The 12797-nt window shown below is 45.8% G+C and carries 6 protein-coding genes and 1 riboswitch; of the genes, 2 read left to right on the forward strand and 4 right to left on the reverse strand.

What is annotated here, in order from left to right:
* Nucleotides 1–33: 33 nt before the first annotated feature.
* From BC351_RS24015 to BC351_RS24025, 3 genes are all read right to left on the reverse strand, one after another.
* Nucleotides 34–3084, reverse strand: coding sequence for a hypothetical protein (locus BC351_RS24015; protein ID WP_079415727.1), 3051 nt, complete (start codon nucleotides 3082–3084; stop codon nucleotides 34–36).
* Between the two features lie 10 nt (nucleotides 3085–3094).
* Nucleotides 3095–5284, reverse strand: coding sequence for a family 2 glycosyl transferase (locus BC351_RS24020; protein WP_244209159.1), 2190 nt, complete (start codon nucleotides 5282–5284; stop codon nucleotides 3095–3097).
* A 128-nt stretch (nucleotides 5285–5412) separates the two neighbouring features.
* On the reverse strand, nucleotides 5413–6309 hold the full coding sequence (locus tag BC351_RS24025) for a hypothetical protein (protein ID WP_079415731.1): 897 nt from the start codon (nucleotides 6307–6309) through the stop codon (nucleotides 5413–5415).
* A gap of 146 nt (nucleotides 6310–6455) precedes the next feature.
* A riboswitch (cyclic di-GMP riboswitch) is annotated at nucleotides 6456–6541 on the reverse strand.
* Nucleotides 6542–6939: 398 nt separating this feature from the next.
* On the opposite strand from BC351_RS24025, the gene BC351_RS24030 reads away from it, so the two are divergent.
* Nucleotides 6940–8949, forward strand: coding sequence for a serine hydrolase domain-containing protein (locus tag BC351_RS24030; RefSeq protein ID WP_079415733.1), 2010 nt, complete (start codon nucleotides 6940–6942; stop codon nucleotides 8947–8949).
* Between the two features lie 173 nt (nucleotides 8950–9122).
* Here the strand turns inward: BC351_RS24030 and BC351_RS24035 are convergent, their stop codons facing one another.
* Nucleotides 9123–10913 carry a helix-turn-helix transcriptional regulator gene (locus BC351_RS24035; protein ID WP_079415911.1) on the reverse strand — a complete coding sequence of 597 codons (1791 nt, stop codon included), beginning with the start codon at nucleotides 10911–10913 and terminating at the stop codon, nucleotides 9123–9125.
* Between the two features lie 575 nt (nucleotides 10914–11488).
* On the opposite strand from BC351_RS24035, the gene BC351_RS24040 reads away from it, so the two are divergent.
* On the forward strand, nucleotides 11489–12379 hold the full coding sequence (locus BC351_RS24040; RefSeq protein WP_079415735.1) for a hypothetical protein: 891 nt from the start codon (nucleotides 11489–11491) through the stop codon (nucleotides 12377–12379).
* The last annotated feature ends 418 nt before the right edge of the window (nucleotides 12380–12797 follow it).

A 12797-nucleotide genomic window follows, 5' to 3' on the forward strand; every position in this document is an offset into this window, starting at 1 on the left:
CGCTCACCTTCTTTCCTAATTATTTCATGTATTCTAGTTAGCAAACTCTTCTCTGATCATGTCATAACTCATTTTGGTGCGAGATACAGGTTGAGGTACATCCCAAGTGTTCCACATGAACGTCCTGTAGCCCGGTGAGGTCACGCTTTCTGGGAAATGATAGTCCACTTTTTGCGTTGCTTTATCCATGATCACCAAGGAGGCTACGATGCCATCGGTCATTCTCACAGAAAGTGCCTCTTTCAAGCTCTCTGCTGCACCCTTGTGCTTCTCATCGCTTAATACAAGCAAGCTTGATGGATCGGAGAAGTTGAGTCTTGTCCATGGAATCCTAACATTCAACGTGTTTCCTTCCACATAGAATTGACTCAGACTATTCTCAAACCGACCTGGGATTAATTTCGAACCATCCATTTTTTCGAAAATCCCCGTCGTAGAAACGGAAGAGAAATAAGATCCTTTGCTTGTATTGTAAGTAGGGATGACCAATAAATCGGCCTTATTCTGGCTGTCGATGTTAATATTGAACTCCGTTCCAGACCAGTTCTCCTCACCCTCAGGGGATATCATGTACTCCCCATTTTTTCTATCTATCGTATCCAGATAGATCATGATACTTTTTTGATCAAACGCCGGTAAGGTATGAAAATCAGCTTTCATATAGAAATACGACTCATCTGCGTTAAAAGCTAACGTATTCAACGGGTCTGAACCACGCAAAGTCATCGCATAGTCTTTAGGGATTTTGGACTCCAGGGCCATAACGCCATAATTCTGCTCAGGGTCGACCACATTGTGCCACAAAGACCCTCGGTTATAAGGAATCATCAACGGGGATGTGAACTTGCTGCTTGCCCCCCATTCATCGGCCCATTCATATAGAAGCCCGCCCATCGCTCCGCTATCTTTAATCATCGCTATTAAAGAAACAATCCCCGAGCCTTGCTGAACTTCCGTTGAATCCGCGCTTGTCGGAAGACCAAACTCGCTGATTAATACCGGATATTTATTTTGGGTCTTCATGAAATTGTTCAAGTATGCTTTGAAGCCTGCAAATGAAGGCTTGGCTTCATCTGCTTCACCACTCCTGAAAACGGGTTGGTCAGGAAACATATTATAGGCTCCGAAAAACCCGCTAGTCACCTTGTTGGTTGTATCCAAATGATTAATCGTAACGGCCGATGCCTTGGAATTCCCATCTGCAGCATTGTACATGTCTTGGTATACGCGATCAAGTTCCGGAATGCTGACAATTCCTGCAGGATGCTGCATGTTGTAGCTTTGTTGTTCGTATTCGTATACTTTATTACTTAATGAAGCTAACCACGATTCCGTTGGTGTTGCACTGGTGCCAGCAGAGACATATTCACCCGTATAGCGATAGGATGGATTACCTGCATCCGTTGCAGCCACACGGTCCGGCCTCAAATCTGGCGTTACCAAATATCCAAGCACATACCCCGAAACGTCATTGATATATACATCGGAGCTCTTTCCATCCACACTTTCAATCGCCGCATTGCCATGAATGGCATTAATCGTATCCTCTGCCGACTTCTCAACGGCTGCATGATACGCTTTATCTAGAAAATTCCCCTCGGGAGGTTCTTGATTAACGGCTATATTTTGGAAGACATACAGCCTGTTATCCGGATGATTATCATTATAAATATCTAGTGCACGGTAAAAAACAGATGGCATGCGTGTGTACACTCTAATCGCATTGGCGTTCATGTTTGCTATTTTTTCAAACCAATCTGTGTAAAAGGCTGGGTCATCTGGAAAAGTACCTTGCGGGTATCCCGGCACTGTTCGACCGATGTCCACCCCTTTGACATACAGCTTCTTCCATTGACCGTTTTGATAGACAGCAAACTGCTTGCCATCAATCTTGGACGAGAGCTGAGAGCCATCGCTAGTAACCTCCATCGCCGGCTTGAACGATATTCCATGTTCTAACGGCTTTATATCCTTGAACAGCTTGGACATCAGAGGTACGTAAAAACGCCAGTAGAAGTAGGAGAGATCCCCCTCACTATTCACACTAAAATACCGATATAACGTGGTTGCACCAAAAAACCTATTAATCTTGTCAGGTCCTCGATAATCGGTAAAATCACCAGCAAAATAAAACGAATGTTTATTATTTGAATGTTTAGCAATGATCGCGGGAAGCTTATGATCAAGTCCAAATGGGTTTAATTGATTTTTTCCCTCTTCGGTAAGATTCAAGTCGTACCAGGCAATGACCGAATCCTCATCTACTGGCTTAACAATTTCAAACCAATTATAATAATCAACAGCTTCCGTTCCATAGGTTTGGGCATTCTGCTCTGTCATGTAGATCTGAAGAGAGTTTCCTGTAAACCCAATATCGCGTTGCAAAACCACAATTCTATTGTTTCCTGCGATGACAATTCCCGCTCCTGTAAGGCTCCATTTCTTACCGTACTGTTGTTCATACGTCGCTCGCATCCAATTGGGAACATCAGCAGTTGAAGACAAGTCTGAGAAAAATTTGCCTGCTAATCCTGTAAAATTAACACCGAAAATCTCTCCCAGTTCCTTCGATACGCTTGTTTTTGTCGGGTCCCCGGCAATATTATATTCGCCAATAACCGTCGTACCCTTGGCATAACTTGTTGCAACGAGAGCAACTTCCTCTTTGGTCATACCTGAAACGCCTTCGGGCTCCACACCATTGATTTTGGAATTGCCTGTCCCATAGGTATCCGAGAGATAGATTACATCCGGCACGTAAGTTAATTTCTGAAGCGGTTTGTTCACTAATTTCCCATTATTAAGAAAGTTGCCATAATAGTCAGTACGCACTTCGTATTTTTTATTTGTCTCTGGATTTTTTATCCCAAGATACGCCATAAGCCAATACAAACCGCGCTGCTTGCTGTAGTCTAGTTGTTTCTCTCCGCCGGAGACATTCGTTACAAGCGGAAATGTTTTGTTGAGCACGACGACATCCAGATTTTTATTAGGCATCAACATCCACCATATAAAGGGGGTTCCTACGCTAACCAATAGGAATAGCAACACCCAATAGCGAACTTTCATCGTTTTTATCTTCATGATTTATTCCTCATTTATCGGCAGTCAATTCTTGAAACCCTTTTTGTAAAATATAGTAGGAAGGCTTTAAACGTTCATGAAACGTAGGAATATCCCATTCCTTCCAGTTATACTCCTTCATCGCTAGATCTTGAGAGCCCTTGGTCGTGCCATTTTCAAGTTTTTCAATGCCAATTTGGAAACCGTTCACTTTAAGTGGTGATATTTTGCCGTTAGCATACATATCATTGATGACGAATTTCTTGGATGGGTCCATCACATTGAGCAACTGCCAAGGTATTCTTATCTCTAGATGTCCATTTTCGTAATAAAAATCATTTAAAGAATTATAGGAAGGACTGTCCGGATTGGCTATGCCATATCGAAGCATCCCTGTCTCATATCCAGTAAAAGGGATAACCGTGTTCTCTGGTGGAATGACCACCTTTTTATTCAGCGCAAGTCGTATAGGATTAAATAAGCCTGAATTTTTCTTGTGGAACATCTCATTTTTTTCAATAAGATCCGTCTGGAACGCATAGCGGAAATAATAATTATCGTAATAGGCATCGACGAGAAGGTGAGAGTCGTCAGGTCCGTGAATTTTCAGGACAAAATCCGCTTCCTTGCTAAACGTCGTATCATATTTAGAGATGCGTGTGTTCCCCTGTCCAGGAATGATATCAATGGGAAGCAGCAAGGTATCTTTGTTAAAGTCATAATTCTCAGAATCAACTCTGATATACACATAGGCTTCGTCACTCTTCACATATAGCTTCGTGTCATCGTTAATGACGAGAGGAGAATCATTCGTCCAATCATCCACCTTGCCGTCCACATAACTGATATTTTTGGTGCTTCCTGGATCAAAGGCTAAGAGGCCGAAATGCTGCTCATTCGTCTGGGGATTCGACCAATACGGACGAGAATCAGGCATATCCAGATCGTTGTTGTTCCACGTTCTTTTGAACCACTCATCCTGCCACGAAAATACGATGCCTCCTGCAAGATTAGCCGTGTTTATATCGTTGATCATATGCACCAACATATCACCTTGCGTCTTTTCGTCGATAAACCCTTGATTAAACCCGGTTATTCTATTTTCGTGCGCCTTCCCTCTAGAGGCCGGTATGCCGAACTCTGACACAACAATAGGCATCGAATGAACCTTTTTGATATCTTCTAAATAAGCTAAATAAGGATCTGGCTTGCCATCCGGACCTTTGAACTGAATATAATCTTTTTGAAAACTAAAAGAATCGGGGTAGTACGGATACACGTGATACGAAACGAACATACCTGCTTTGTACGTATCATGCGATTTCACATGCTCGACATTAACTTCTACAAGATCTTCATTTTTATATGGTTCATTCGGATGCTTAAGCGGATCGGTGGTTACCCAGTTTGAGAATGCAACCGGCCTTTGCATATGATAGTTCGTCATTTCGTGCTCGACGATTTGATCTCCCATTTGGGCTAAAAATGCCTCGAAAGGCGAAGCGCCTGATGTATATAGAAACTTGCCCTCATATCCACTGCGGTTCGGGTTATTCTCATTCGTGCCTACGACAAAAGAAGGGTCCCACTCTATGCCTAGAATCCATCCAATCACATATTTCGACACATCTGTCGTATAGGTGCCATCCGCATATCCTTTCTTAACAGGCAAATAGGCATTCCCATGTATAATATCAACAATTTCTTTGCCACTCGCAATGACATCATTCAGAATCTTGTCATTGTTTCCAAAAGCATCATCAATCGTCATGATATCATTCTCATTCACCCAAACGCCGTGAATCACATAAATGGGCTGTTTTCCTTCTTTCTCCATCTTGTGATTAAAATCACTTAAAGCGTTGTAAAATTGCGGACGCTGTGTGGTGTAAACCCGGATTGTGTTTGCATTCATTTGAGAAATATAGGTGAACCACCTCATATACTCATCATACGTAATCGCAACTTCTCCAGGAAAAGCACCCGGCTTTCCAGCGCCTAGATTGACACCCTTAATAAACATTTTATTCCATTTTTTCCCATCAAAGACATAAAAAAAATCTTTGTCCGTTTTGCTCATATACCGAACATCGCCTTCATTCAAGGAAACGGCGCCTTCATTCATTTGGTTATGTAAAAAGAAAAACTGATAAGCCAATGCAGATCCTAATATTACAATTATCGACAAAATTCCAAGTAATACCCTTGTTTTCAGCGTCATATCCACAACCTCCTTCGTCATTTTATAGGTAATTAGGCCTAAATGTCAACAGCTTTATCCCCTTCACATTATTTTCATAAAACAGAAAAGTAACCCTAACCTTTAAGGTTAGGGTTACGGCGAATGTCTTATTTCATCTTCATCCAACTATCATAATGATGAATCGCTATGCCATGAAAAGCAGGATTGGCTTTGTAATTTTGATAAACATGTTCGAGCTGCTGATCCATATACGCTTTGCCTTCTTCATAGAAGGTTACATATTGATATTCATCCGCAAGACGTCCGGTTTCAACTGCTATCGTACCCTTAACGTTGTACTTCTCAAATAATTTCATTTCCGCGGCAGAAATCCCCATGATTCCGTCTGTTCCTGATGCTGAATCTCGGTATGCCATGATGCTAATAAATTCAACATACTTACAAAGCCACTCTGCGATATTTCCACTCCCATATTTGGTATTGTACTGCACACCGTAAAACCAAAAGGGGATGTCTATTCCAAATTCCAATTCAAGTTGATTGGCTTGGTTTCTAAATGTCATCATCATGGATTGGTATTCTTCCAAAAATTTATTCGTATTATCCTCATACTGTTCATGCTCGTATGGCTCAACATCTAAATGTATACCCCTAAATTTTTCATTTGATGGCGCAAACTCTTGATAGTTAATCAACCATTTAAGAAAATTCTGCTGGAGTGTTACTCCATTATTGGCCACCCATCCAGGCGCACCATCAAGTGCATGTACACTAATTCCGTTTGCAGTCGCCTTGCTAATAAACTCCTTATAATACTTCTGTTCGAGTGTAGTATCTATCTGAAGCAACAGCACCTTGATGTTATTATTGACCAAATTATTAATAATACTGTCCTGATCAGAAACAATCTCGGAAGTATCCCATAACCATGTTGATAGGTTCGTAGAATTTTGGAATGCGAATTTCGAGTCCGCTGCTGCCATTCCAGGGAAAGCGAGGAATATTAAGAAAACTCCACATACTATATGAATGAACTTTTTCATTTCTCCCGCCCCCTTTTTTCATGGCTTCGTTGATATGGGACTAAAATTCTCGACAAAAAAAACACAATCCGGTTACACACCGAACTGTGTTTGAAATAACTTCATAAAAACAAAAGTTGCAAAGTTTGTCTTTATTACAGTTTTCGTTCGGTAACTGGCTGCCATAGGTATTCACCCTTAGGCCCTGTAGTTTTGCGTCGCTGCCTTTGCGGCAGGTTTGCTATTATCGCGAAGCTGAAAGCTCTTATGAAATAATATTGAAATGGATTGATTGCGAAGTAAAAGCGTACATGCCTCCACAATACTTTTATCAAATAGTAAACTATATCCCTCCAAAAGTCCACTAATTGAAAACCACGGTGGACAATATTGCCTGAACCCAGTTTATCCCTTTATTTTTCTCGACCAGACAAGAACATGGCGGGAAGAAAGGATACAGCCGCAAATCCCACCGACCACGATCACCCAGTTTTCGCCATAAACCTAGTGCCGGAATTGTCACATGACGCTTTCAAAGTGGCTGGATGTCATGGATGACGAAATGTAACTTGTTGGTGTGATAACTCCTTTGCCATACTGGGCTCAGCCGATTGTTAAGAGGCAAATCTAATGGTTAAGGAGATATCATTTATGAAGAAATGGATTCGAAAGAAACGCGCAGTTCTGCTATTAACTGTTCTGGTATTAACTAGTACAATCATTAACGCTTGTACAGGATCAGGGAGCGCACCCGATACCCCGCAGGCTCCCACGTCAGTTGCATCTAAGGAGGCCAGCCTGGAGGGGCCCCGGGATGCCAAGGAACTGGAAGCCTTTGCAGATGGCATTTTTGCAGACGCGATGAAAAAGTATACTACAGTTGGTTCTAATTTTGCGGTCGTATCGAATGGGAAAGTACTGCTAAGCAAGGGGTACGGTTATGCTGACAGGGAAAATAAAATTCCGGTAGACAGCAGCACCGTTTTCCAAATCGGTTCTGTGACGAAGCAGTTCACGGCTCTGGCAGCTATGCAACTGGTCGATAAGGGAAAGATTGATTTGCATCACGATATCCAGGAATACCTGGGGGGAATGAAGGTACCGAATACAACAGGAAAAAAACTGACGATGTACGATTTGCTTACGTATACCAGCGGCTTTGACAAACCGGATATCCTCTCTGGATCGACACCGGAATATGTGAATCAATTCTTCCCAATGAAGGAGTCTCTGGAAGCGAATATGCCGACTGTTGTCAGACCTCCGGGGGAAGCGTACACCTACGATAATTTTGGGTTCACACTGGCGGGGTACGCGGTAGGGGAAGTGACAGGCATGTCATTCGCCCAGTATATGGAGGAAAATATTTTCAAGCCGTTAGGCATGAATTCGACGAATGTGCGGTTTAAACCCGAACTGCTCAAGAGAATGGCTGCCCATTATGGACCAAAAGGCGAGCTGATCCCCTTGGAGGGATTCAAACCAACCGATCGGCCTAGCGGCGGCATGGTATCAACCGCAGATGACATGGTGAAGTACCTTATGATGCATCTGAACAAAGGCACGTATGGAGGCAAAGAAATCTTAAGTCCCAAGAGCATCGAGCAAATGCACACCTACCAGGTGTTCCCTGACAAAGAGTTCCCTGTCACAACCATCGGATTCGAAGGCTACTTCAAAGAGAAGATGAATGGTCAACATGTGGTTCTCAAAGGGGGAAATGTGACCGGTCATTCTTCCTTGATTGTTCTTCTGCCGGAGAAAAATACAGCGTTCTACATGTCCTACAACAACGACTCCATGATGAGTCTCGACGTTTATGAGGCATTTATGAATCATTATTATCCGAAAAAAGATGAGGCTCCACAGCCATCCTACTCTCCAATCAGTGAGCAGCAGGCCAAGGACTACACAGGGTTGTACCAAAACACGCGTCTTGGATCCATGAGGACCCGCGTTTCCTATTCAGACGGAAAATTGGTTATGGAGACAGGAGATCTGGGCAAGAGTACGTTGAAAATGATCCACCCTTTACTCTTTGAGGATGAATCCGGCAATAAAGTAGCCTTTCAAAAAAATGGGGCAGGCCAAATCACCTATTTCTATTACATGACGCTTCCGCACTACGTGGGTTATGCACAAAAAGTAAATGTGGATGCGCCATTCACTGATGTACCGGCGGACAGCAAGTATACGTCTTATATTCACAATCTCCATGCTTTAAAGATCATGGACGGAAAGTCGGCTACCCTCTTCGATCCGGAAGGAACGTTAACTCAGGGTGAGTTCTCGGAGTTGCTACTGCACGCCCATGGCTGGGAATCCATGCCTTATACGATTGAACCCAACAAGAAGCAGATGTTGTCCGGATTGCCTAATTATCAGCCTGATTCTCCTGTTACCAGACAAATGGCGGCAGTCATGATCCAGAACCTGAGACAAGCTCAGCCTGGAGCCAAGGTTACATTGCGTGGCGAAACGGATGCTTGGGCAGTTGAAGCCATCACAACTCTTGTATCCCAGGGCATCATGGACCCGGATACCAAGATCAATTCGGACGGCTCCATCGACTTCCGTTCCAAGCAGCTGCTAAAGCGGCAGGAAGCAAGTGCCTTATTGGATCTGGCATTTGATTACTACACATTGCCAATCCGTAAATAACTGAAACCATAATTCTGGTAATATCCCCTTTAAGTAGATACTCAAAAAAACCTTATGGCACCATAAGGAACGAGTGTAACTTGGAGGGGATTTTTTTATGGCTAAAAAAGGACAGACATTTCATCAATATACAAAGGAGTTTAAGTTAGCTGCCGTTCAGGCATACATGCAGGTTATTCCAGAAGCCCGGCCTCCCTGGCTTTTTGCACCGCTTCCTCCCGGTTCCGGACCCCCAGCTTCACATAAGCCGATGACGCATAGTTTCGAACTGTACCCTCGGATAAATACAATTTGGAAGCAATGCTTTTATATCGCAGCCCTTTGGACATGAACTGTAAAATTTCAAGCTCCCGCGGCGTTAACTCATTGGTGGATGACGCTTTGATTGACGAAGGGTCATCCCCGCTATTGTCCGCTTCCAGCTGGGCAAACAATTTGTGGGATATGCCCTGATCGATCAGCGTGCCCCCGCGGTAGACGGTACGTATCGTTTCGGCCAGTTCTAATGGCTGCATGGACTTCAACAAGTATCCGTCCGCCCCACTTCGCATCGCCTCCAGAGCCTGTCTGGTATCCTCGAACGTGGTGAGAATCAGAATGCGGATGTGGGGCCACGTTTCTTTTATCGTACGGGATGCGGAGATTCCATCCACATTCGGCATTTCCAAATCCATAAGCACCAGCTGTGGCTGAAACTGCCTGCACAGCTCGATCGCTTGCTCGCCATCCTCTGCCGTCCCGACAACCTGCAAATCCTGCTGCTCCTCCAGCAGAGTCCGCAGGCTCTCACGGATATAGGGCTGGTCATCGACGACCAACAGGCGGATGGCTTCATCCTTAAGCTCCGTTTGTCTAGGTAGCGTACATGTAACGAGAGTACCTTCTCCCGGCTCCGTATAGATGGCAATATGGCCTTGTAAATTCATCGCACGCTCCTTCATGGCGCTCAAGCCGAAGCCCTCCCTCCCATGCTCCATCCCGCGGCCGTTATCTTGAATTTCCAGTCTCGTCTGCTGGGGCTCGAATTGCACGGAAACCTTAATCTCTGTCGAGTGTCCATGACGCACGGCATTCGTCAACGACTCTTGCAAGCAGCGATAAAGCGCTGTCTTCGCTTGCTTCGTTACAGGGTATTCTTCCCCGTAGGCTTGGAAACGGACCGTCACCTTGGCATGCTCCTGAAACTCCTCCGCCAGCTTCCTCAAAGACTGTAGCAGCGGGAGCGCCTCTCGCGGCGATTCGATTTGATGCACGTAGCCTCTGACCTCCTCCATATTTTGGCGGGCCAGGTTCAATAGGGAATCGAGCCTTTCCGTTCTTGTTTCCGTTGACAGTTCAGGGCGCAACGTTTCCAATCCCATAATGAGCGAAGTGTAGCCATTACCGACAGTATCATGAAGCTCTTTGGACAGCCGATTCCGCTCTTCGGCAAGCGTGATGCGCTCGATTTGGGACAGGTACTGCTCCAGCACCGCATTCTGCTCACGGATAATTTCACCTTGACGATGATTGAGCGCGAGTAAATGGAATGAGAATCCGAAGACATACGCCATCCCGATGTGAACGGCCATGACCCAGTATTCACTCTGCTCTGTAAACAGCTTAATTATGGCGGGCAGGAGCAATATGGATACAGGCCCTGACCAGAGATAGGCCCTTTTCGCGCTGTGGGCAGCAATTAAAAAGGCATATAGTAGGAATGAGAAGTAGGCTTGCGGAAAAAATGAAGCCAGATACAAGCACAACCCGCCCGAAATCACGATTTCCGTAAGCAGGTAGTATTTATAATCGAGATGCAAGCAAAGCCATGGAACGGAAAAAGCAATCAGCTGCCACAGCACAAGGACCACAATCGGCAGCGTGAAATATTCTTGCAGCTCTATGGTCGTAAACACAAGAGAAATGCTGCATATCAGACGGATTATGAACATGAGCCAGTCGTACCAGTACCATTGCTTGACCATATCGAACAAAAACATCCACCCCTAAGACCTTCAGTATGACATTACGTAACTAGTATTGAGTAAACTGCTATAGAGTAAACTACCATCCGGAGCCGAAAGTAAGCAGCAGGAAATAGCCGTTTTAACAAAGCCAACGACGGTTCTGGCCATCAAAGAGCCCACATCCTTTGCAAGTAGCAGACGTATTGTACGGATCTTGATGTCAGATCCGCCAGTGCCATAATGTCATGTGACACAAAATGAACGGTGTTATCCGCAGCAATGAGCGGGACGATACTATCAGCGAATAATGCGAAAGGAATTGCTGCTGCGCGGTGATCTGCTTGTTCCTTTCAACTATCGTACCTGTTAGTTGCTCACGCCATGTTGGAATTCATGTGACTTTGGGAGTATTTACAGCGGACAATCTTATAGTGGTAAAATATAGATATGAAATATTAGGGGGTGAAGTTGTGTATGGCTGAGTACAAAAGGAAGAAACTTCTCCATTTTATAGTTGATCGTCCCGACCGCGTCGCGGGGAATTCCCCTCCGCCGCTCAGGGTGCGAGTATCTTTCTCGGGAGGGCGATGCCAATGAGGGATGCTGCGGAGGGTCAACAGAAGCACGGGCAGCAAGAACATATCGAGACGCTGCCGCTGTTCTCCACCACGGATAAGAACGGACGGATGACTATGCTCCCGCCGGGACGTCGCGTCGGACGCGCGGCTCCGCTGATGCCGTGGCTGCTTACAGCCGCTGCACTGTGGGCGCTGACAGGCTCCGTGCCGTTCGGCGCACTGCTCGGCATGGCGCCGACACCGGCGATCAACATGCTCCTCGGTCATCCGGTCACAGTGGGCGTCGCCGTTTTGCTGCTGTTCGTCGCGATCGTTATGACCGGTGCATTGTACTCGCGATCGAATGATCAGTTCGGACAGACCAGGGTGTCCGGCCTGTTCGCGACGCTATCGGTAACAGGAGGGCTCGCAGCAGTCGCGGGAGTCCTCCTGCTGTGGACGCTGACAAGCAACCCGTCGCGCCCCTTTGACCTCGAGGCCATAGCGACATCGCCGACGATCCCGCTTGAGCTCGGCGCCGTCGTCGGAGCTAGCTTCGCCCTCTGGGCCGCCATCGCGCTCCTGCGGTTGCCCGGCTCTATCGCCCACGCCAAGCGGCGTCAGATGGATATCGAGCGACTCCGCGTGGAGGGTTCGTCATACACCGGGACGTTGACCGCCGTGAATTTTACTAACAGTTGGCTCTTTAATCTCCCGATGTTCACGGTTGAGGTAAATTATATCGTTGACGGTGCTCCACGTGTCGTACCAGCACACATGCGCACCAGCGCCGAGCGCGTTCCCGTCGTCGGGTCGCGAATGATCGTGCTGGCCGACAATCGCGGAACCACCCACGTGGAGCTGGACCTGGCGAGTGGAGCGGCATTCGAGCCAGACGTGGGTAAGTACACCCCGTCGGACGGTTAATTTTACGGCCCTGATGCAACATGGCTATAAGGAGTTCAAGGCAACACGGAGCTAAAGCTTCGCTTCACCATTTTTAACGCAGGACAAATTGGGCGCTCGCTCAGTATTCCTATGCGCAGCAAGTAGCAATAGAGGCATTGGGAGATCATCCGTGACGAAAAGAAGAACGCCTCTGATGGACGTTCACGGGCATAACTAGGACTATGTCTAACCTAAGCAAGAGGCCCAAAGCTAGTCAGATATCGGTAGGCCCTTTATTCGCTACTAAAGAAGAGCACTACTCTCCCTCTATTAGGGAGAGTAGTGTGGTATCCAGCAACATAGTCCGACTTAATTAAAGGAAATCCTGCATAATCCGTTTTACAACGGTAAAATCCGCTTGCTTCCTCTCTGTTTTCATTTCGTTGCACCGCCGCTG

Origin of the sequence: Paenibacillus ferrarius (assembly GCF_002027705.1) — a bacterium.
In the GTDB taxonomy this organism is placed as follows: domain Bacteria; phylum Bacillota; class Bacilli; order Paenibacillales; family NBRC-103111; genus Paenibacillus_E; species Paenibacillus_E ferrarius.

What these genes read in the sequence shown, in the direction of transcription:
- BC351_RS24030 (WP_079415733.1), top strand. Translation starts at nt 6,940, where the DNA reads ATGAAGAAATGGATTCGAAAGAAACGCGCAGTTCTGCTATTAACTGTT.
- BC351_RS24035 (WP_079415911.1), bottom strand. Translation starts at nt 10,913, where the DNA reads ATGGTCAAGCAATGGTACTGGTACGACTGGCTCATGTTCATAATCCGT.
- BC351_RS24015 (WP_079415727.1), bottom strand. Translation starts at nt 3,084, where the DNA reads ATGAAGATAAAAACGATGAAAGTTCGCTATTGGGTGTTGCTATTCCTA.
- BC351_RS24040 (WP_079415735.1), top strand. Translation starts at nt 11,489, where the DNA reads ATGAGGGATGCTGCGGAGGGTCAACAGAAGCACGGGCAGCAAGAACAT.
- BC351_RS24020 (WP_244209159.1), bottom strand. Translation starts at nt 5,284, where the DNA reads ATGACGCTGAAAACAAGGGTATTACTTGGAATTTTGTCGATAATTGTA.
- BC351_RS24025 (WP_079415731.1), bottom strand. Translation starts at nt 6,309, where the DNA reads ATGAAAAAGTTCATTCATATAGTATGTGGAGTTTTCTTAATATTCCTC.